The organism is Ruegeria sp. L12 (genome assembly GCF_056531745.1).
On sequence record NZ_JBQFMH010000010.1, the window covers coordinates 1 to 21,078 of the forward strand.

Below are 21,078 nucleotides of genomic sequence, written 5' to 3' on the forward strand. Positions count from 1 at the left end.
GAAACCTCATCTGCACATGCCCTCCCATGTCAGAATACGAAGACGCCGCTGAGTAATACTCCTCAACCCCGCCCAATAATGGGCGGGGTTTTCGCCAATCGGAAACTCCTGTTCTGATTTGAACCCCTTCCGCGTGTCGTTTTTGTCCAAAGAAGCGTCTTTTCTGCTTGCTGCGGCTGCAAACGCCCCATACCCCTGTGCGTGGGACACCCCTCCCCAACGAGGGGCGTGTATCTGGAAGGGTAATACAGATGACTATCGAACAACCGGCAACGCGGCCGGCGAATCCGCGTTTTTCCTCGGGCCCCTGCGCCAAACCCCCCACATTTGAACTGTCCAAACTGGCCGATGCCGCATTGGGTCGGTCGCACCGTGCCGCTGTTGGCAAGGACAAGTTGAAGGCGGCGATCGAAGGCACGCGTGAGGTTCTTGGTATTCCGGCAGACTACAAGATCGGCATCGTTCCCGCCTCGGACACCGGCGCCGTCGAGATGGCGCTGTGGTCGCTGCTGGGCGAGCGCAAGGTCGAGATGTTGGCGTGGGAAAGCTTCGGTTCTGGTTGGGTGACCGATGTGGTCAAGCAACTGAAGATCGACGCCGAAGTGATAACTGCCGATTATGGGCAGATCGTGGATCTGGCCTCGGTCGATTTTGCCAATGACGTAGTGTTTACGTGGAACGGCACGACCTCGGGCGTGCGGGTTCCGAATGGCGACTGGATCGCCGACGACCGTCAGGGGCTGACAATCTGCGACGCGACCTCGGCAGCCTATGCAATGGACCTGCCGTGGGACAAGCTGGATGTGACCACCTTCAGCTGGCAGAAGGTGCTGGGCGGTGAAGCTGCCCATGGGATGCTGATCCTCAGCCCGCGCGCTGTGGAACGGTTGGAGAGCTACACCCCCGCTTGGCCGCTGCCGAAGATTTTCCGTCTGACCAAGGGTGGCAAGCTGATCGAGGGCATCTTTACCGGGGCCACGATCAACACGCCTTCGATGCTGGCGGTTGAGGACTATTTGTTCGCGCTGGACTGGGCGCGCTCGGTCGGCGGCCTGCAGGGGCTGATCGCCCGCGCGGATGCCAATGCCGGTGCGGTGCATGCGTTTTGCGACCAGAACGACTGGATCGCCAATCTGGCCGAAGACGCGGCGACTCGGTCGAATACATCCGTCTGCCTGAAATTCACCGACGCACGCATTCAGGATGGCGCAGCATTCGCCAAGGCCGTCGCCAAACGGCTGGAGGCCGAGAATATCGCGCTGGATATCGGTGCCTATCGCGACGCGCCTGCGGGCCTGCGGATATGGTGCGGCGGCACGGTCGAGACCTCGGATATCGAGGCGATGCTGCCCTGGCTGGCCTGGGCCTTTGAGGCCGAAATTGAGGCGCAAACCGAAGCCGCCTGACCTTTTCACCGGGCCGCGACACAGGCCCGGACCTTCCATATAATTCAAGGACCACAAATATGGCCCCCAAAGTACTCGTATCCGACAAGCTCAGCGAAACCGCCGTGCAGATTTTCCGCGACCGTGGCATCGACGTGGATTTCATGCCCGATCTGGGCAAGGACAAGGACAAACTGGCCGAGGTGATCGGTCAATATGACGGCCTCGCCATCCGCTCGGCCACCAAGGTGACGCCGACGATTTTGGAGAAAGCCGACAAGCTGAAGGTCATTGGCCGCGCCGGGATCGGCACTGACAATATCGACAAGGACGCCGCCTCGAAAAAAGGTGTGATCGTGATGAACACGCCGTTCGGCAACATGATCACCACTGCTGAGCACGCGATTGCAATGATGTTCGCCGTGGCGCGGCAAATCCCCGAGGCCAGTGCCTCGACCCATGCGGGCAAGTGGGAAAAGTCCAAGTTCATGGGGATCGAACTGACCAACAAGACCCTCGGCGTCATTGGCGCCGGGAACATCGGCGGCATCGTTTGTGAGCGCGCTTTGGGTCTGAAGATGAAGGTCATCGCTTATGACCCCTATCTGGGCGAAGAGAAAGCCGCTAAGATGGGGGTTGAAAAGGTCGAACTGGACGAGTTGCTGGCGCGCGCCGATTTCATCACCCTGCACGTGCCGCTGACTGATCAGACCCGCAACATTCTGAGCCGAGAGAATCTGGCGAAAACCAAGAAAGGTGTGCGCATTGTCAACTGCGCCCGTGGCGGGTTGGTCGATGAGGACGCATTAGCCGAAGCACTGCAATCGGGTCAGGTTGCGGGTGCAGCCTTTGACGTGTTCAGCGAAGAACCCGCCAAGGACAACGCACTGTTCAACCTGCCCAACGTGGTCTGCACCCCGCATCTGGGCGCCGCGACGACCGAGGCGCAGGAAAACGTGGCGTTGCAGGTGGCCGAGCAGATCTCGAACTACCTGCTGACCGGAGCGGTGGAAAACGCGCTGAACATGCCCAGCGTGACGGCGGAAGAGGCCAAGGTAATGGGGCCTTGGATCAAGCTGGCCGGTCATCTGGGCAGCTTCATCGGTCAGATGACCGATGAACCGGTGCAGGCGATCAATATCCTCTATGACGGGGTGGCCGCCGAGATGAACCTGGCCGCGCTGAACTGCGCGGTGGTTGCGGGGATCATGAAAAAGTTTAACCCCGAGGTGAACATGGTTTCGGCTCCGGTGGTTGCCAAGGAACGTGGGATCAAAATCTCGACCACCAATCAAGATAAATCCGGCGCGTTCGAGGGTTATATCAAAGTGACCGTCGTCACCAGCAAACGCGAACGGTCAATCGGGGGCACGGTGTTCAGCGATGGCAAGCCGCGTTTCATCCAGATCAAGGGCATCAATATCGATGCCGAGATCGGGGCGCATATGCTCTATACCACCAACGAGGACGTGCCAGGCATCATAGGCGCACTGGGTCAGACTATGGGTGAAAATGACGTGAACATCGCCAACTTCACCCTTGGCCGGTCCGAGGCGGGCGGTGAAGCGATAGCGCTGCTTTATGTTGACGAACCGGTCCCCGCCGAGGCGCGTGCGAAACTGGCCGAGACCGGATTGTTCACGCAGATCAAACCGCTGGAATTTGACGTCGCCTGACCTCGGCATCCCGCGATCTGCCATCTGTTCATGCCCGCGCCGGAGACAGCGCGGGCATATATTTTGGACCATAGCGCCGCCGAGGAAATCGCTAATTGCGATGGCCTGCGGTCAGAATTGCGTGGTCATCCGATATCCGGCGGCGAAATACATCTTGGCGAAGGTGACGGGACGGCCCTGCAACCAGGTGATACGCTCTGCGGTGAAGACCGGCTCCCCTTCTGGTAGATCGAGGAAACCAGCGACCGAGATGTCGGCGCGACTGGCCAGAAAGGTTAGTTCGACATTGGTGAACGGGACTGTCTGAACCAGCCAGTCATTGGGTCCGATTTGAGAGAAATCGGCCTGCTCGACCTGCGGAACACTCTCGACCACTATCCAGCGGTCCTCGTACTGGAACGGGGCATTGCCCGAATAATGCATGCAGCGCACATGCATCACGCGGTCGCCCGCTTGCAGGGCCAGTCGGGCGCGCAGCCAGTCAGGGGCGGGCTGTATCTCGGCTGAGACCAGCGCATAGCGATAGGTGCCGCCCAGGGCTTCGACCTCATCCCGAACCAGCGGAATGGTGAAGCGCGCTTGCCTTAGCGGCGCGCTCAGGACCCGTGTTCCGGCTTTGCGGCGGCGTTCCAGAAAACCCTCATCCGCCAGTTCGCGCAGGGCGCGGTTCACCGTTGTGCGGGTGCAGGAGAATTCGACCGCGAGTTCCTGCTCGTTGGGCAGCAAGCTGTCCGGCCGCCACTCGCCCGAGCGAATGCGGCGCAGAACCGTCTGCTTGATGTCCTTGTAACTGGTGGTGTCGTTGCTTTGGGTCATTTCGGCTCTGATACAGGGGTTTTTGACTAAATGTCAGCCAGAAGGTCGGTCATTGCTGCACGATATGCAGACAGGATCGCAGCGCGGGCGACATGTCGACCGGCGCGCACCTGATGGCGTCCCGCCGACCACAGATCGGTCACTGTGCCGTCCGGTGCAGCGAAACACAGGCCATCGAGCAGCTGGTCATCCCGCAAGGTACACAACGTCGGGTGGGTCCGGTCGATTGCCACCAGATCAGCCAGCTTGCCCACGGCGATCTCACCGGCATCGCGTCCCAGCGCCTGCGCCCCGCCCCGTGCCGCACCGGAATAAAGCGCATGGCCCACAGATCCTTCACCTCGCACCAGCACCGTCCGGGCCTTGTCGCGAAGCCGCTGCGAATACTCCAAAGTCCGCAACTCTTCGGGCAGGGAAATACGCACGTTCGAATCGGACCCGACGCCAAATGCGCCGCCGTTTTCGACATACACCGCGCCGTTGAAGATGCCATCACCCAGATTTGCCTCGGTAATCGGACACAAACCGGCGACCGCCCCGGACTGCGCCAGTCTGCGGGTTTCATCATCGGTCATGTGGGTGGCGTGAATCAGACACCAGCGTGCATCGACATCGGCATTGTCCAGCAACCACGCGACCGGGCGCTGGCCCAATGCGGTCTCGACATCTGCGACTTCCTGCAGCTGTTCCGAAATGTGGATATGAACCGGGCCCTGCGGCGCTTGGGCCAGCACCTGTTTCAGATCATCCGGCGCCGTGGCCCGCAGGGAATGAGGTGCGATGCCGACACGGCTGTCAGCATGAGGCAGATCGGTTCGGCAGTCGTCCACCAGACGCAAGAACCGTTCGACGTCATTGCCAAAGCGCAACTGCCCTCCGGCCAATGCCTCTTGCCGGACGCCGCCGTAGGTATAGAGCACAGGCAGATGCGTCAGGCCGATTCCGGTCTGGTCGGCGGCTGCGAATATGCGCTGGCTCAGCTCGGACAGTTGCGCATAGGGCGCGCCGCCCGGCTGATGATGGACATAGTGGAATTCTCCGACCGAGGCATATCCGGCCTCCTGCATCTCCATGAAAACCAGTGCTGCGATGGCTTCGATCTGCTCGGGCGTCAGGCGGTCCAGAAAGCGATACATCAAGGTGCGCCAGGTCCAGAAGCTTTCGCGTCCGGCGGCACGAACCTCGGTCATTCCGGCCATCGCGCGTTGGAACGCATGGCTGTGCAAGTTTCCAAGCGCGGGCAGCAGGACGTCGACGCAGGCATCCTGTGGCTGCGCGGGCGTCTGCACCATAAGCGAGGATATCCGCCCGTCCGTGATCTTGACCCGCACATCACGCACCCAGTTTGAGCCTAACAAGGCGGTTTTTGCATGAACCGTCATGGCATTTCCAATTTGTGTAGACTTTAATTCGATACACGTATACGAAAAATCCAAGCGCAGGGGGAGCCCAAAAGAATCGCCATGACGAAAAAAACCGTTCTTCGCAGCAAACACATCGCAACCATGCAATCCGGTCACCCCTATGGGTTGATCGAAGATGGCGCGGTGGTCGTCGAGGGGGAGGAGATTGCCTGGGTCGGGTCGTGGTCCACGCTGCCGCAGGCTTTTTCCGATGCGCCCTGTACCGATTTCGGCGACCGCCTGATCACTCCGGCCCTGATTGATGCCCACACACATGTGGTCTTTGGCGGCAATCGCGCCGCCGAGTTCGAGATGCGATTGAATGGTGCAACCTACGAAGAGGTCGCGCGCGCAGGGGGTGGCATACTGTCGACGGTCAACGCGACTCGTGCGGCGTCGGAGGACGCTTTGCTGTCAGACGCCCTGCCGCGTGTGGATGCCTTGCTGGCCGAGGGCGTGTCCTGCATCGAGGTCAAGTCCGGTTACGGGCTCGATTCCGAGACCGAATTGCGCATGCTGCGTACCGCACGGAGAATCGCACAAGAGAGGCCGGTCCGGGTGCGGATCAGCTTTCTGGGCGCACATGCGATCCCGCCGGAATATGCCGGACGCGGTGATGCCTATATCGATGAGGTCTGTATCCCGACCCTGCGCGCGGCGCATTCCGAAGGCCTGGTGGATGCCGTCGACGGGTTTTGCGAAGGCATCGCCTTCAACCCGTCGCAGATCGAGCGTGTCTTCAAGGTCGCGCAGGAATTGGATCTGCCGGTCAAGCTGCATGCCGAACAATTGTCCAATCTGGGAGGCGCAAAGTTGGCGGCCTCATTCGGGGCCCTATCCGCCGATCATATCGAATATCTCGATGCGGATGGGGTTGCTGCCATGGCGCAGGCGGGCACTGCTGCGGTGCTGCTGCCCGGGGCCTTCTATACGCTGCACGAGACCCAACTGCCTCCGATCGAGGCGCTGCGCGAGCAGGGGGTTCCGATGGCGCTGGCCACCGATTGCAATCCGGGTTCGTCTCCGCTGACGTCGCTGCTGTTGACGATGAACATGGGATGCACCCTGTTCCGCCTCACCCCGCACGAGGCGCTTGCAGGCGTGACCTGCAATGCCGCGCACGCCTTGGGGCTGACGGATACCGGGACAATCGCCGCCGGTCTGCGTGCCGATCTGGCGGTCTGGGATGTGGCGCACCCTGCTGAGTTGTCTTACCGAATTGGCTTTAACCCCCTTCACGCACGTATTTTCGGAGGTCTGCAATGACGCCCTTGTCCCTCGTTCCGGGTCAGGTTTCACTGGCTCAGCTTGAGGAAATCTATTGGTCCGAGGTTCCGATCTCGCTGGATGCATCGTGCCGACCAAAGGCCGAGGCCGCAGCGGCGCGCATCGCGCAGGCGGCGCAGGGGGCCGAGCCGGTTTACGGTGTAAATACCGGGTTCGGCAAACTGGCCAGCCACAAGATTGCGGCCGAGGATACCTCGACCCTGCAACGCAACCTGATCCTCAGCCATTGCTGCGGGGTTGGTCCTGCCGTGCCGCGGCGTCTGGCTCGGCTGATGATGTCGCTGAAACTGCTTTCATTCGGGCGCGGGGCCTCCGGTGTGCGCTGGGAATTGGTGGAACTTCTACAGCAGATGCTGGTTCGCGGCGTGACGCCTGTGATCCCGGCACAGGGATCGGTCGGGGCGTCAGGCGATCTGGCCCCATTGGCGCATATGACGGCAGTCGTGATCGGGGAAGGCGAGGCCGAGGTGAATGGCGCGGTGCTGCCTGGGGCAGAAGCGCTCAAATCCGTCGGGTTGGAGCCGATACAGCTGGGCCCTAAGGAAGGGCTGGCCTTTATCAACGGCACCCAGTTTTCGACGGCCTATGCGCTGGCGGGGCTGTTCGAAGGTTGGCGCGCAGCGCAGAATGCGTTGGTGGTCTCGGCGGTTTCGACCGATGCGATCATGGGCTCGACCGCGCCCTTGCAACCTGAAATCCACACGTTGCGTGGTCATCGCGGCCAGATCGAGGCCGCCGCCGCCATGCGCGCCGCGTTGGACGGATCCGAGATTCGCGAAAGTCATCGCGATGGCGATACCCGCGTGCAGGACCCCTATTGCATCCGCTGCCAGCCCCAGGTGACCGGAGCGGCGATGGACGTGATCCGGCAGGCCGCCACGACGCTTGAGATTGAGGCGAACGCAGCCACCGACAACCCACTGGTCCTGACCGACCCCGAGGCAATTGTCTCGGGCGGGAATTTCCATGCCGAGCCTGTGGGTTTTGCCGCCGACATGATCGCGCTGGCCCTGTCCGAGATCGGCGCGATTGCCCAGCGGCGCATTGCCCTGATGGTGGACCCGGCGCTCAGCTTTGATCTACCGCCGTTCCTGACGCCGCAACCGGGGCTGAACTCGGGCCTGATGATCGCCGAAGTTACCGCCGCCGCGCTGATGAGCGAGAACAAGCATCTGGCCAACCCTTGTGTGACCGACAGCACGCCTACGTCGGCCAATCAGGAAGACCACGTCTCGATGGCGGCCCATGGGGCACGGCGATTGGCGCGGATGGTCGAGAACCTGAACTATATTCTGGGGATCGAGCTGCTTTGCGCCGCGCAAGGCGTCGAATTCCGCGCCCCTCTCCAAACCGGCGCACCATTGCAGCGGGTGATTGATCGCCTGCGCGCCGATATCCCCGCGCTGGCCGAGGATCGGTACCTTGCGCCTGAACTGGAACAGGTACGCACCCTGATCGCGGACGGTTCTGTTCTGCAAGCCATCGATGTGCCAATGCCGGGGCTGACCTGATGCAGGTGTTCGACGTTCAGCACGGCGACGGCCCCATTGTTCTGGGCCAGCCACATGGCGGAACTTATGTGCCGCCGGATATTGCGGGTCGTTTGAATGCGACCGGGCAGTCCCTGAAAGACACGGATTGGCACATAAACAGGCTCTATGACGGGCTTTTGCCGGGTGCCACTGTCGTGCAATCGCATGTCCACCGCTATGTGATTGACTGCAACCGCGACCCGTCAGGCGTGTCTTTGTACCCCGGGCAAAACACAACGACTTTGGTGCCTTTGACCGATTTCGATGGGCAGCCGATCTGGCAGCAGGGGCAAGAGCCGTCTGTCGACGAAATCGAAGCCCGCCGCCAAGCCTATCACGCGCCCTATCATGCGGCGCTGGAGGAAGAGTTGCAGCGGGTCAAAGCCAGGCATGGTTTTGCGGTTCTGTTTGATTGCCATTCGATCCGCAGCCGTATCCCGTTTCTGTTCGAAGGTACCCTGCCTGATCTGAATATCGGAACAGATGGAGGCGTGACCTGCGCGCCCGAAATCGAGTCTATTACTTATGAATTCGCCGCATCTTCGCCCTTTAGCACGGTTCTGAACGGCCGTTTCAGAGGGGGCTGGACCACGCGCCACTATGGCCGCCCCGCCGAGGGGCTGCACGCAATTCAAATGGAGCTGGCGCAATCGACCTATCTGACCACGGAAGCTGCGCCTTGGGCTTTTGACAACAAAAAGGCGGCGCGTCTGCGCCGCTGGCTATTCGACATTCTGGACGCCATCCAGGACACTGCATTGGAGCTTGCACAATGACCGACCCTCGCAAGAATACCCGCGATATTTTCCCGCCGACCGGCCCCGAGTTGAACGCCAAAAGCTGGGTGACCGAGGCGCCACTGCGGATGCTGATGAATAACCTGCACCCGGATGTGGCCGAGAACCCGCATGAGCTGGTGGTCTATGGCGGCATCGGTCGTGCGGCGCGTACGTGGAAGGATTTCGACACTATTATTGCCGGTTTGAAGGATTTGGAGGAGGACGAGACCCTGATCGTCCAGTCCGGCAAGCCCATCGCGATCATCCGAACGCATAGGGATGCGCCGCGCGTGTTGATCGCCAATTCCAACCTCGTGCCGCATTGGGCAACCTGGGATCACTTTAACGAGCTCGATAAGAAGGGCCTGATGATGTATGGCCAGATGACCGCTGGTTCGTGGATCTATATCGGCACGCAGGGCATCGTTCAGGGTACTTATGAGACCTTTGCCGAGGCTGGCCGTCAGCATTATGACGGCGACCTGACCGGCAAGTGGATTCTGACCGGAGGTCTGGGCGGTATGGGCGGCGCGCAGCCGCTGGCCGCTGTCTTCGCCGGGGCCAGCTGCCTGGCGGTGGAGTGCAACCCGGACAGCATCGATTTCCGTCTGCGCACCAAATACCTCGACGAGAAGGCCGAGACGCTGGACGAAGCGCTTGAGATGATCGACCGCTGGACCAAAGCGGGTGAGGCGAAATCGGTTGGCCTGCTGGGCAATGCGGCCGAGGTTTTTCCTGAAATCTATCGCCGCATGGCTGAGGGCGGGATGCGCCCGGATATCGTGACCGATCAGACCAGTGCGCATGACCCGATCAACGGCTACCTGCCGCTGGGATGGACCATGGGTGAATGGCGCGAGAAGCGCGAAACAGACCCTAAAGCAGTGGAAAAAGCCGCGCGCGCCTCGATGAAACAGCATGTCGCAGCGATGGTCGATTTCTGGAACGCAGGCGTACCTACGCTGGATTATGGCAACAACATTCGTCAGGTTGCGCAGGATGAAGGGCTTGAGAACGCCTTTGCCTTCCCCGGTTTTGTTCCTGCCTATATCCGCCCGCTGTTCTGTCGCGGCATCGGCCCGTTCCGCTGGTGCGCCCTGTCCGGTGACCCCGAGGATATTTACAAGACTGATGCGAAGATGAAGGAGTTGTTTCCCGAAAACGAACACCTGCATCGCTGGCTGGATATGGCGCAGGACCGCATCGCGTTTCAGGGTCTGCCTGCCCGCATCTGCTGGATCGGTCTGGGGGATCGGCACCGCGCCGGGCTGGCATTCAACGAGATGGTGGCCAAAGGCGAGCTGAAGGCGCCGGTCGTCATCGGGCGCGACCATCTGGACAGCGGCTCGGTCGCCAGCCCCAATCGCGAGACCGAGGCGATGCTGGATGGCTCGGACGCGGTTTCGGACTGGCCCCTGCTGAACGCCCTGATTAACACCGCCAGCGGCGCGACCTGGGTGTCGTTGCATCACGGTGGCGGGGTCGGCATGGGCTTCAGTCAGCACGCAGGCGTAGTGATCTGTGCCGACGGAACCGAGGATGCCGCGCGGCGGCTGGAGCGGGTGCTGTGGAACGACCCGGCCTCGGGCGTGTGGCGTCACGCGGATGCAGGGTATGAGATCGCCAAAGACTGCGCCCGCGAACACGGGCTGCGGCTGCCGGGCATTCTGGGCTAGGTCAAACTGTCTCTGGTGAAACGGCGACCCCTGCGATATCTCGCAGGGGAACTTGCCGGAGACCCGATATGTACGTAGCCACCCTGTTGACCAATCCGAATGCGCCGACGCTCGATCAGGCATTGGTCGAGTCTCTGCGCAATGCCTGGGGCGGGGGCGATGGGATCTGGCTGAGCCCCGGCGAGGCAGCCGAGTTTTCCATACCTGAGGTGCCTGAGAACCGGTGGGACGTCTGGGCAGAGCTGCAGCAGGTCGGCGTGGATCTGGTCGTTCAGCAGTCGGAAGGCCGGCGCAAGAAAATGCTGCTGGCGGATATGGACAGCACCATGATCCAGCAGGAATGCATTGATGAACTGGCAGATGAGGCAGGCGTCGGTGATCGGGTCAAGGACATCACCGCGCGCGCGATGAATGGCGAACTGGATTTCGAAGGCGCGCTGACCGAACGTGTCGGGTTGCTGAAAGGGCTGGACGAAAGCGTCATCACCAAAGTTCTGAATGAACGGATCACTCTGATGCCGGGCGGCAAAGCGCTGTTGGCGACGATGCGCGCGAACGGGGCTTATGCCGCGCTGGTGTCTGGTGGTTTTACGGCCTTTACCGCGCGCGTGGCCGAGCTGCTGGGCTTTGACGAGAACCGCGCCAACACCCTTCTGGCCGAAGACGGCAAGCTGACCGGAGATGTGCAGCGGCCCATTCTGGGGCGGCAGGCCAAGATCGAGGCGCTTGAGCAGATTTCCACCCGTCTCGGTATCGCTGAGACGGAAGTGATCGCCGTGGGGGACGGGGCCAATGATCTGGGTATGTTGGGGCGCGCCGGAACGGGTGTGGCGCTGCATGCCAAGCCGTCGGTCGCCGCGGAATGCGATATTCGGATCAATCATGGGGATCTGACGGCGCTGCTGTACCTGCAGGGATATGGGCGTTCCGAATTCGTATCGCCCTGAAGGGGTTTTCTTAATTTAACATTTGTGTTAAATAGTGGTCATGAACACGCTTCTGACCAGTTTTTCCGCTTTGTCCGATGCTACCCGGTTCTCGATTGTCGAGCAACTGATGGATCACGGAGAGCTGCCCGCCGGTGATCTGATCGAAGGGCGCGGCATGTCCGGCGCCGCGATCTCGCGCCATCTGAAAGTGCTGCGCGAGGCTGGTCTGGTGCAGCAACGCGTGCAAGGCACGCAGCGGATCTATTCGATCCGGCCCGAGGGCCTGCGCGCCATTGCCGACTGGACCATTTCCAGGCGGCAATTCTGGGAAAACAGCCTCGACCGCCTCAGCGACATTATCGAAAGGGAAAATTCATGGCCGACCTGAAACTGGAGCGGGAGTTCCCCATCAGTCCCGAAGACCTGTTTGCGTGGATCAGCGACGGGGCAAGACTGTTGCAATGGTGGGGTCCTGAAGGGATGCATGTGCCTGAACACGATCTGGATTTCTCGCGCACGGGTCCATGGTATTCGGTGATGCAGAACAGTGAAGGCCAGCAATACAAGGTTTCGGGTCACGTGACCCATGTCGATCCGCCGAAATCGGTGGGGTTCACATGGGGCTGGCATGACGATCAGAATCAGCGCGGGGCGGAAAGTCACGTGACCTTTTCGGTGGTGGCCACTGAAACCGGATCACGTCTGACGCTGGATCACCGCGAACTGGCCGATGCCGAGGCCGCAGCGAACCACAATCAGGGCTGGACCTCTTCGCTGCGCAAGCTGGAGGCGAAGGCAAAATAAGTTTTCATCAGGGAGGAGCGATATGCCCCAATATTTGTTTGTCTATCACGGGGGACATACCCCAACGGACCCCGCCGAGATCGAAGCCACGATGGCCGCCTGGGGGGCCTGGTTTCAGGACATGGGCCCAGCGCTGGACATCCCCGGCAATCCGGTGGGCCAGTCCTATACGGTCAGTTCCGGCGGCGTGGCTGACAATGGCGGCGCGAACCCGGCATCGGGCTTTACGGTGATCAAGGCCGACAGCATTGATGCCGCGACCGAGATGGCCAAGGGCTGCCCGATGGTGGTTAACGGATCAGGCTCGGTCGAGGTGGCCGAGGTGCACGAGATCGAAATGTAAACCTTAGCCGGGAAAGCCCGGCGCGGGCTTGATCACGCCACATTCCAGCCCGCGTCGGCTGTATTGCGTGGCGTTCAGGAATTTGCGGGTGGCCGGGTGATCGGCCTCCAGCACACCCAGGCTGACCAGAAGGGCGGCAATCGCGCATTCGCTGGCGCGGGTGGTGCCATCGGTGATCTTCAGCGCGATGCCCATGCGTTTTTCGGGGATGATGGCCACGAAGACGGCCTCGGCCCCGGTTTTGATCGCGGCGCGGCCATTCATGGCACGCATCATCTCGGTGCAGGCGCGGGTCTCTCCGGCGACCAGTTCAGGGTGTTTCATCATCGCGGCCGTCAACTGCTGCGCCGCATCACTGGCCCGGTCCGACCGATCCGCCGCCGAGGCGAACCACGCCATCGATCGCGCCAGACCCACCAGAGACGTGGCAAAGTTCGGGGCCGAGCATCCGTCGATCCCATAGCAAGGGCTGGTCTCGCCCGTGGTCTCTTCGAAGGCCGACAGGCATGCCTGTTGAACCGGGTGGTCGATCTCAAGATATTCCGGTCCGGCGCCCATATGCTGGGCGACCGTCAGGAAGCCGCAGTGTTTGCCGGAACAGTTATTGTGAATTTGACACGGGGTATCATCCGCCAAAATCAATCCGTCGCGCGCAGCCATATCCTGCGGCTCCTGCGGGCCGCAGCGCAGATCGGGATCGGTCAGGCCAAGGTGATCCAGCCAGGCACTCACCCGATCCGTATGGATATGCGCACCGTTGTGCGAGGCGCAGGCAAGCGCCAGATGCTCGGATGTCAGGCCATATTTCGCGGCAGCGCCCGAGGTGATCAAGGGCAGTGCCTGGATCATCTTGGCTGAGGACCGGGGATAGATCACCGTCTGCGGATCGCCCCAGCTTTGCACGATCTGACCGCTGCCATCACAGACCACCGCGTGCCCCAGATGCAGGCTTTCCAGCAGCGGCCCGCGCCACAGCTCTGTCATCGCTATCGGTTGTGTCATCCAGGGCCTCCGATTCATGCGCAAAAAACTGCCAATCGCCCTTTCGCCTGTGGCGAAACCTGCGTTAGTGTGTGTATGTCGACAATCATCGGGATACGCAACTGATCAAGGACGAGCCGGGCAGAGCTCGCGAGCCGATTCCGATGGGTATGAGGTATAGGTCGGGCCAGGAGGCTGGAAAGATGGGATCAAAGCTCGTCCGCGTGATTGCGGGCCTGTGTATGGCAGGGATGGCGACAACGGCGGTTGCGCAGCAGGCAACAAGCACCAACCGTGTTGCAGCGAAAACCGATTGGAGCGTTTTCGTCGAAGAAGACCCCACCGAATGCTGGAGCGTTTCGGCGCCCAAGGAGACGGTGAACACGCGCGGCGGACGAGTCGTGTCGGTGCGGCGCAGCGATATATTGCTGTTCGTGTTCTATCGCCCCAACGCAGAGGTTAAAGGTCAGGTTACCTTTACCGGTGGCTATCCTTTTGCCCCTGGATCAACCGTCAATCTGGTTGTTGATGGCAGTGAGTTTGAGCTGTTCACCGATGGCGAATGGGCATGGCCTGCGACCGCCTCTGACGATGCCAAGATCGTCACCGCGATGAAACGCGGCAGCGAGGCGGTGCTGACCGCCCGCTCGGAACGTGGAACGCAGACCAAAGACACGTTCTCGCTGCTGGGCTTTACGGCGGCCATTGAAGACGCCGAAACGCGCTGCACAAACTAAGCGACATTCGGAAGTGATCTCATGACCCCGCCGCATGGCGGGGTTTTGCGTTTGTGTTCTTTCTTGGGGGTTTACGCCACGTCGGGGCGAATATCTTGATCCGGATCAAAGCCGCACGCCGCGTTTTCTGAACTCATCGGTTCAGACAGTACCGTGGGAGAGCACAATGACCTTGAAACCCTACTTCGCCGCCCTTTTGGTGGCATCAGCGCTGTTGGCTGGCTGCGAAAAGGGATCGGACACCTATCCGATAACGGGTGAGCAATGCGGGCCGGAAGACCCGGTAAAAACGCTGGATGCAGAAGATTGCTATATCCCGCCCGCAGTGAATTGATCCGACAAGGCCGCAGGGGAACTGGTCTCCTGCGGTCGTTTTTGTTCTGATCCACGCCCTGTGTTAGGCAGTGATGAATTGTAGTCGCCACCAGAGAGGTCACCCGATGCGCTGGATTCTGATCCTGTTTCCCTTTGCCGCGATGGCAGACCCGACGATGGAATGCACGGATGCGGGGTCTCAGGTCGAAATCGGGTCCTGTGTCTCGGAGATGGAAGAGCGCGTGAATGCTGCAGTGGACAGCAGCTATGCCCTTGCGATGCAGGCGGCGACGGAATTGGACGAGGTCACCGGGCGCGTCGTCACGCAGCCAGCACTGGAAGCAGCGCAGAATGCATGGGCTACCTATCGGGACATGCAATGCGATGCCGTGGGTGCTTCGTTCGGGGGTGGGTCGGGCACGGGTATCGCCATCACCGCCTGTCGGGTCGATCTGGGCCGGGCGCGTGTTGACGAATTGCTGCGCTTTGCGAATTGACGCACGAATTCTTTTGATCTTTGCGCGCGTTCCTATATAGAGGCGCATCCCAAGCCAGAATCCACCGAGATACGCCAATGTCGCCGAAAGCGCCGATCACTCAAGACGTCATGACCATCCCCCGCAAACTGCCCGAGGGGAAGGTGAATCTTGTCGGCCTGTCCCGCGATCGCCTGCGGGAGGTTCTGATCGAACATGGCACGCCAGAGAAGCAGGCCAAGATGCGCACCGGGCAGATCTGGCAGTGGATCTATCAATGGGGCGTGCGCGATTTTGCCGAGATGACCAATCTGGCCAAAGCCTATCGCGCGCAACTGGCCGAGCATTTCGTCATCGAAATCCCCGAAGTGGTCACCCGTCAGGTATCCGAGGATGGCACCCGCAAATATCTGTGCCGCATCGCGGGCGGACATGAGGTCGAGGTTGTATATATCCCTGAAGAGGATCGCGGCACGCTGTGCATCTCGTCTCAGGTGGGGTGCACGCTGACCTGTTCGTTTTGCCACACCGGCACACAAAAGCTGGTGCGCAACCTGACAGCGGCCGAAATCGTCGGGCAGGTGATGATGGCCCGCGACGATCTTGACGAATGGCCCACCCCCGGCGCGCCCAAGGACGAAACCCGGCTGCTGTCGAACATCGTTCTGATGGGCATGGGCGAGCCGCTTTACAATTTCGAAAACGTCCGCGACGCGATGAAAATCGCCATGGACCCCGAAGGGATTTCCCTGTCGCGCCGCCGGATCACCCTGTCGACCTCGGGCGTAGTGCCGGAGATTGCGCGCACGGCTGAGGAAATCGGCTGTCTGTTGGCGATTTCCTTCCACGCGACCACTGATGAAACCCGCGATGTTCTGGTGCCGATCAACAAGCGCTGGAATATCGAGGAGCTGTTGCAGGCGCTGGCCAGCTATCCCAATGTCTCGAACTCGGAACGGATCACTTTTGAATACGTGATGCTGGATGGCGTGAACGACAGCGATGAAGACGCGCATCGTCTGATTGACCACATCAAGCGCCACAATATCCCGGCCAAGATCAACCTGATTCCGTTCAACGAATGGCCCGGCGCACCATATAAGCGCAGCTCGAACAATCGTATCCGGGCGTTTGCGAACATCATTTATCAGGCGGGCTATGCCTCACCCATCCGCAAGACGCGGGGCGAGGATATCATGGCCGCCTGCGGTCAGTTGAAATCGGCCACCGAGCGGGCCCGTAAATCGCGCAAGCAAATTGAATCCGAGGCCGGATTGGGCTGATTTTTCAGATTTAATGTGAACATTGCGCCCTGATTTGGTATGATTGTCTCTGTACTGGCGGGGATGGATGCTCACCAATACACACAAGACGGCGAGCCCATGACCCGGCTCATGGTAAGTTGACGTGACCGCGCTAACTTTTATTACAAAGCTTAGCGCAGCGTTCAGGCATAACCGTTTATCGGATGGGCCATGAAAAATGTTTGAGAAGTTCGAGTACCTTATTGGCACAGCGTTCCTGGTGTCCGTACTGACGACTGGCGCATTGGCGCAGAGCACGGATCAAGAGGCGCATCTGGCGATTGAGAATCCAGCTGATCTGTCGAAATCCGAGGCACAGGCACATTACCGGTCCCTGACCCGTCGCATGGCGCGCGGTTATGCGGCGGCACAGCTTGATCTGATCCGCAATTATCAAAGCTGGCCGTTGTTCAACGACGCGCCATATATCTCGGCCACGCATGGACAGCGCTATGTGAACAGCTATGCCAATCGCATGGCCCACAACTATGGCACGATGCAGGAGGGTGACCTGCTGCCGGCAGGATCGGTTCTGGCCAAGGACAGCGTGACGGTGACAGATGAAGGCGCGGTTCATCCCGGCGCTTTGTTCGTGATGGAGAAGCTGCCTGAGGGCGCGAACCCGGAGACCGCGGATTGGCGCTATATCATGGTGATGCCGGATGGGTCGCTCTTTGGTGACACGATGGGCAATCGCGCAGCCGCAATGGCCTATTGTCATGAATGCCACGAAGCTGTCGCAGACCGGGATTACACCTTCTATGTCCCCGAGGAGTACCGCGTCGATCAGTGATCGTTAGGCCCAATTGGCCACTTTTGTTTAGCGACGTTGGAACCGCGCTGTCCCGATGATTTCGACCAGTTGCTGGCGGATCGGTTCTGGCTGCGCCTCTACCGCGTTCAGCACCTCGCGCAGCTCGGCGCGCAGCCCGTGCATCTGATCGATCAGAGACATCATCATCGACAGCGCATCCGCCTCCATCTCGTATTGCTCGTGCAACTCGCAGGCCAGTTCCAGCCGGGCAACATCGATGCTGTGATAGACCAGCCCCTGTTCCGATTGCTCGGGGATCACGATCTCGGCCGCCAGATATTCGGTCAGCCGGTCCGAGGTCAGGCGGGTGACGGTTTCAATCAGCTGCTTCTCGCTCAGGGTCATGACGGCATTCCTTTCCGCGGATCATAGCGATGCGTTTCGCGCCATGTTTCCATGAATTGCTTCAGGTCATCATCCACCGTGTCGGGCAGGGCAACGGTCAGTTCGATCAACTGATCCCCGCGTTCGCCTGAGCCGCGTTTCTTCACGCCCTTGCCGCGCAGGCGCAGGGTCTTGCCGCTGCTGGTGCCCGCAGGCACGGAAACGTTGACGCCGCCGTCGATGGTGGGGGCGGGCACCTTGCCGCCCAGAATGGCCTCGTCAATGGTGATGGGCAGCGTGATATGGATGTCGTCGCCCTGACGATCAAACACCGGGTGTTTCGCAACCGAGACCGTCACCAGGGCGTCACCCGCAGGGCCTTCGCCATAGCCCGGTGCGCCTTTGCCGCGCAGCCGGATGGTCTGGCCATCGGTAATGCCGGCAGGGATCTTGACCTCGATCCTATCCCCATCCGGCAGGGTCAGTTTCTGGCTGGCCCCGAACACCGCATCCAGAAAACTGATCTGCAGAGAATAGTTCAGGTTGTGCCCCGGCGCATGAAACTCCTGCGTGCGCTGGCCGCCAAAGCCACCGCGCCCGCGCATGAACTCGGCGAAGATGTCGGACATGTCATCGGGGTCCGCCTGACGCCCGCGATAGGGGTTCCCGGCAGCCTCGGCATAGTCGCGGTAATATTGTTGCTGCGGGCGTTCCTGCCCCGAGGCATCGATCTCGCCATTGTCATAGCGTGTGCGCTTGTCCGGGTCTTTCAGCAGGTCATAAGCAGCCGCTGCGGCCTTGAACCTGGCTTCGGCCTCGGCGTCGCCCGGTTTCAGGTCCGGGTGACAGTTCTTGGCGATGCGCCGATAGGCTTTCTTGATATCGGCAGCGCTGGCATCTTTGGCGACACCGAGAACGGAATAGGGATCGTCGCTCATCTCACCTCTCGTGGATATGGGTGGGGCTGATCTTGATGAAGGTATTTTATCATGTGATTTCAACAGGTCAAAACGCAAGCGGCGCTGAATTGCCTCGCAAAATACGATTGCCCTGCTAATATCTGCATGTTTCGAACTGTTATTTGCCGGAGATCACCTCATGTCGCGCAGAATAAAGTCCATCCTCGCCCTGCTGGCCGGGAATGCCATCGGGTTGCTGCTGGCCTCGCTGCTGCTGGCGGGCTTCGCGATCAAGCCAATCTCGTTCATTGTTGTGGTGATTGTCTTCACGCTGGTTCAGGTGGTGGCAGAACCGCTGATCCTGAAACTGGGGGAAAAGAAAGCCCCGGCGCTGAAGGGCGGTATCGCGCTGATCGTCACCTTTGTCGGCCTGCTTGTGACCGATCTGATCACCGCGGGGCTGACGGTTGGCGGCATCTCGAACCTGCTGGCCGCAACGTTGCTGGTGTGGCTGGGGGCGTTGATCGCCAGCATCGTGCTGCCGATCTATGTGTTCACCGAACTGCGCGAGCCCAAAAAGAAATCATAACGCGTTCAAGCTGGTCTCGATCGCCTGCCACAGTTCCTCGACCGGTTCGCATCCGACCGACAGGCGGATGAAGGCCGGATTGACATCATCACCCCAGCGCGCGCGCCGCTCGGCCGAGCTGTGGACGCCGCCGAAAGATGTGGCGGGGCGCAGCAGGGGGCAGGTGTTGATGAAGGCCTCGGCCTTGTCTTCATTGTCCAGCGTCAGCGACAGCAGGAACCCGAACCGCGCGGTCTGCGCCTTGGCCAGCGCATGCGATGGATCGTCTGGCAGACCGGGATAGCGCACCTGACGCACGGCGGGATGCGCAGCCAACCGTTCCGCCAGCACCTGAGCAGAGGTACACATGCGGTCAAAGCGCACATCCAGCGTCTCCAACCCGCGATGCAGCAGCCACGCCTCTTGCGGGCCGGGGATCGCGCCGGAAACTTTCCGCCATTCCTCGACCCGCTCCATGATCGCTGTATTGCGGCTGGCCACATGGCCCATCAGCATGTCGGAATGCCCGCCCATCGCCTTGGTGTCCGACGACACCACAACGTCGATGCCCAGATCCAGCGGGCGCTGGCCCAACGGGGTCAGCGTCGTGTTGTCGGCAATCGTGATGCCGCCAGCAGCACGGACCTGTTCCGCCACCGCCTTCAGGTCGATCATGTCCAGCCCGGGGTTCGAGGGGCTTTCGACAAACACCACGTCGAACCTGTCAAATCCACCCTCAGCAAAACCGGTGGTCGGGCGTTCTTCGACCACCACGCCCAGACCCGACAGAAACCGATCCGCCAGCAAGCGGGTCACGTAGTATCCATCTGACGGGATCAGCAGGCGCGACCCGGCCTGCACAGTGGCAAACAGTGCCGCCGAGATGGCCGCCATGCCCGATGGAAAGCTGAGGCAGGGCGCGTCTTCCAGATGCGTCAGCACATGTTCCAGATGCACCCAGGTCGGATTGTCCACGCGGCCATAGGTGGCGTGCCCATCCGGCGCACCCGGCAAGTGGTACATGCTGCTTTGTGTCAGCGGCAATGCCACCGGCTCGCCCTTATCCAGCGCATTGCCGCGCAGGTGAAGCATCTCTCCGGTCCTGACCACCATTAGTCAGCGCCCCGGAATTTCGTCGCGCGGGGGGGCAGGTTCCCAGTTCTCGATGATATCGACCGCCTCTTGCGCTGTGTCGACAAAGCGGAACAGGTCCAGATCCTCGTCCGAGATGGTGCCCGCATCCGCCAGGGCCTCCCAGTTGATGACTTTTTCCCAGAACGCGCGCCCGAACAGCAGGAACGGCACGCGATCCATGCGACCGGTCTGGATCAGGGTGAGGGATTCGAACAGCTCGTCCATCGTGCCGAACCCGCCGGGGAAGATGGTGATGGCACGGGCACGCATCAGGAAATGCATCTTGCGGATGGCGAAATAGTGGAAATTGAAGCTGAGCTCGGGGGTGACATATTCGTTCGGTGCCTGTTCGTGCGGCAGCACGATGTTCAGGCCGATGGAACAGCCACCCGCATCCTGCGCCCCCCGGTTGCCGGCCTCCATCACACCGGGGCCGCCGCCGGTGACAATGACGTTTTCGCGGCATCCGGTCTGGTTCGATTTCTCGGTCATCAAGCGGGCGAATTCGCGCGCCTCGTCATAATATTCGGACAGCCCGGCCAGCGTTTCCGTGCGCGCAGTGTGTTTCTGCGCCGGTTCCGGGATACGCGCGCCGCCGAACATGACGATGGTCGAGGTGATCTCACGCTCGGTCATGATCATCTCGGGTTTCAGCAATTCCAGCTGCAGGCGCACCGGACGCAGCTCATCCCGGCAGAGGAATTCGTCGTCGGCAAAGGCAAGGCGATAGGCGGGTGAGCGCGTCTGCGGCGTGTCAGGAACCTCGCTCGCGGTCGAGCGGTCGGTCTGCGCGTCGCGGAACGGGCTGTGGCGGTCTTCTCTCATCGGTGATCGATCCCTGCTTGCGTGTTCATGAAACAGCTATAGGGTTCGCGGGCAGAGTGCCAGTCACGGAA

23 protein-coding genes are annotated in these 21,078 nt (G+C 60.7%); 16 read left to right on the forward strand and 7 right to left on the reverse strand.

Features of this window, described 5'->3' with window-relative positions; all coding sequences use genetic code 11:
- The first annotated feature begins 251 nt into the window (after positions 1–251).
- Positions 252–1,406 (forward strand): phosphoserine transaminase, encoded by a 1,155-nt coding sequence (locus ACR0K9_RS15630; RefSeq protein WP_480824540.1) that lies wholly within the window; start codon positions 252–254, stop codon positions 1,404–1,406.
- Between the two features lie 59 nt (positions 1,407–1,465).
- Entirely contained in the window at positions 1,466–3,061 is a 1,596-nt protein-coding gene (gene serA, locus ACR0K9_RS15635; RefSeq protein WP_480824542.1) for a phosphoglycerate dehydrogenase, read from the forward strand.
- A gap of 111 nt (positions 3,062–3,172) precedes the next feature.
- On the opposite strand, the gene ACR0K9_RS15640 is transcribed toward serA, so the two are convergent.
- Positions 3,173–3,877, reverse strand: coding sequence for a GntR family transcriptional regulator (locus ACR0K9_RS15640; protein WP_480824544.1), 705 nt, complete (start codon positions 3,875–3,877; stop codon positions 3,173–3,175).
- A gap of 26 nt (positions 3,878–3,903) precedes the next feature.
- Positions 3,904–5,259 (reverse strand): formimidoylglutamate deiminase, encoded by a 1,356-nt coding sequence (locus tag ACR0K9_RS15645; protein ID WP_480824546.1) that lies wholly within the window; start codon positions 5,257–5,259, stop codon positions 3,904–3,906.
- A gap of 81 nt (positions 5,260–5,340) precedes the next feature.
- On the opposite strand from ACR0K9_RS15645, the gene hutI reads away from it, so the two are divergent.
- From hutI to ACR0K9_RS15685, 8 genes are all read left to right on the forward strand, one after another.
- A complete protein-coding gene (gene hutI / locus ACR0K9_RS15650; protein WP_480824548.1) occupies positions 5,341–6,546 on the forward strand; it encodes an imidazolonepropionase in 1,206 nt (401 codons plus the stop codon).
- Positions 6,543–8,078, forward strand: a complete 1,536-nt coding sequence (hutH, locus tag ACR0K9_RS15655; protein ID WP_480824550.1) for a histidine ammonia-lyase — start codon at positions 6,543–6,545, stop codon at positions 8,076–8,078. Before hutI ends, hutH begins: the two co-directional genes overlap by 4 nt.
- A complete protein-coding gene (gene hutG / locus ACR0K9_RS15660) occupies positions 8,078–8,875 on the forward strand; it encodes an N-formylglutamate deformylase (protein ID WP_480824552.1) in 798 nt (265 codons plus the stop codon). The genes hutH and hutG overlap by 1 nt, the downstream gene beginning before the upstream one ends.
- Positions 8,872–10,554, forward strand: coding sequence for a urocanate hydratase (hutU, locus tag ACR0K9_RS15665; protein WP_480824554.1), 1,683 nt, complete (start codon positions 8,872–8,874; stop codon positions 10,552–10,554). The genes hutG and hutU overlap by 4 nt, the downstream gene beginning before the upstream one ends.
- 68 nt (positions 10,555–10,622) lie before the next feature.
- Positions 10,623–11,501 (forward strand): phosphoserine phosphatase SerB, encoded by an 879-nt coding sequence (serB, locus tag ACR0K9_RS15670; RefSeq protein WP_480824556.1) that lies wholly within the window; start codon positions 10,623–10,625, stop codon positions 11,499–11,501.
- 40 nt (positions 11,502–11,541) lie between these two features.
- Positions 11,542–11,871, forward strand: coding sequence for an ArsR/SmtB family transcription factor (locus ACR0K9_RS15675; RefSeq protein WP_480824558.1), 330 nt, complete (start codon positions 11,542–11,544; stop codon positions 11,869–11,871).
- Positions 11,859–12,287, forward strand: coding sequence for an SRPBCC family protein (locus ACR0K9_RS15680; RefSeq protein ID WP_480824560.1), 429 nt, complete (start codon positions 11,859–11,861; stop codon positions 12,285–12,287). The genes ACR0K9_RS15675 and ACR0K9_RS15680 overlap by 13 nt, the downstream gene beginning before the upstream one ends.
- Positions 12,288–12,309: 22 nt before the next feature.
- Entirely contained in the window at positions 12,310–12,630 is a 321-nt protein-coding gene (locus ACR0K9_RS15685) for a YciI family protein (RefSeq protein WP_480534476.1), read from the forward strand.
- A 3-nt stretch (positions 12,631–12,633) separates the two neighbouring features.
- On the opposite strand, the gene ACR0K9_RS15690 is transcribed toward ACR0K9_RS15685, so the two are convergent.
- Entirely contained in the window at positions 12,634–13,632 is a 999-nt protein-coding gene (locus tag ACR0K9_RS15690) for an asparaginase (RefSeq protein WP_480824562.1), read from the reverse strand.
- A 182-nt stretch (positions 13,633–13,814) separates the two neighbouring features.
- Between ACR0K9_RS15690 and ACR0K9_RS15695 the strand changes: the two genes are divergently transcribed.
- From ACR0K9_RS15695 to ACR0K9_RS15715, 5 genes are all read left to right on the forward strand, one after another.
- On the forward strand, positions 13,815–14,348 hold the full coding sequence (locus ACR0K9_RS15695; RefSeq protein ID WP_480534473.1) for an invasion associated locus B family protein: 534 nt from the start codon (positions 13,815–13,817) through the stop codon (positions 14,346–14,348).
- A 166-nt stretch (positions 14,349–14,514) separates the two neighbouring features.
- Positions 14,515–14,682, forward strand: a complete 168-nt coding sequence (locus tag ACR0K9_RS15700) for a hypothetical protein (protein WP_480824564.1) — start codon at positions 14,515–14,517, stop codon at positions 14,680–14,682.
- A gap of 106 nt (positions 14,683–14,788) precedes the next feature.
- A complete protein-coding gene (locus tag ACR0K9_RS15705; RefSeq protein ID WP_480824566.1) occupies positions 14,789–15,160 on the forward strand; it encodes a lysozyme inhibitor LprI family protein in 372 nt (123 codons plus the stop codon).
- A 77-nt stretch (positions 15,161–15,237) separates the two neighbouring features.
- The gene (gene rlmN, locus ACR0K9_RS15710) at positions 15,238–16,422 is read left to right on the forward strand and encodes a dual-specificity RNA methyltransferase RlmN (RefSeq protein WP_480534467.1); all 1,185 of its coding nucleotides are present in this window, start codon (positions 15,238–15,240) and stop codon (positions 16,420–16,422) included.
- A gap of 199 nt (positions 16,423–16,621) precedes the next feature.
- Complete coding sequence (locus ACR0K9_RS15715; RefSeq protein WP_480534465.1) at positions 16,622–17,236, forward strand: cytochrome P460 family protein; 615 nt, start codon at positions 16,622–16,624, stop codon at positions 17,234–17,236.
- Between the two features lie 27 nt (positions 17,237–17,263).
- Here ACR0K9_RS15715 and ACR0K9_RS15720 read toward each other — a convergent pair whose 3' ends face one another.
- On the reverse strand, positions 17,264–17,602 hold the full coding sequence (locus ACR0K9_RS15720) for a hypothetical protein (RefSeq protein ID WP_480824568.1): 339 nt from the start codon (positions 17,600–17,602) through the stop codon (positions 17,264–17,266).
- Positions 17,599–18,519 carry a DnaJ C-terminal domain-containing protein gene (locus tag ACR0K9_RS15725; RefSeq protein WP_480824570.1) on the reverse strand — a complete coding sequence of 307 codons (921 nt, stop codon included), beginning with the start codon at positions 18,517–18,519 and terminating at the stop codon, positions 17,599–17,601. The genes ACR0K9_RS15720 and ACR0K9_RS15725 overlap by 4 nt, the downstream gene beginning before the upstream one ends.
- Before the next feature lie 160 nt (positions 18,520–18,679).
- On the opposite strand from ACR0K9_RS15725, the gene ACR0K9_RS15730 reads away from it, so the two are divergent.
- Positions 18,680–19,069 (forward strand): hypothetical protein, encoded by a 390-nt coding sequence (locus ACR0K9_RS15730; protein WP_480534459.1) that lies wholly within the window; start codon positions 18,680–18,682, stop codon positions 19,067–19,069.
- Here the strand turns inward: ACR0K9_RS15730 and ACR0K9_RS15735 are convergent.
- Positions 19,064–20,140 carry a cystathionine gamma-lyase gene (locus ACR0K9_RS15735; RefSeq protein WP_480824572.1) on the reverse strand — a complete coding sequence of 359 codons (1,077 nt, stop codon included), beginning with the start codon at positions 20,138–20,140 and terminating at the stop codon, positions 19,064–19,066. The genes ACR0K9_RS15730 and ACR0K9_RS15735 overlap by 6 nt on opposite strands.
- A gap of 24 nt (positions 20,141–20,164) precedes the next feature.
- A complete protein-coding gene (locus tag ACR0K9_RS15740) occupies positions 20,165–21,007 on the reverse strand; it encodes an LOG family protein (RefSeq protein ID WP_480534455.1) in 843 nt (280 codons plus the stop codon).
- Positions 21,008–21,078 lie beyond the last annotated feature (71 nt).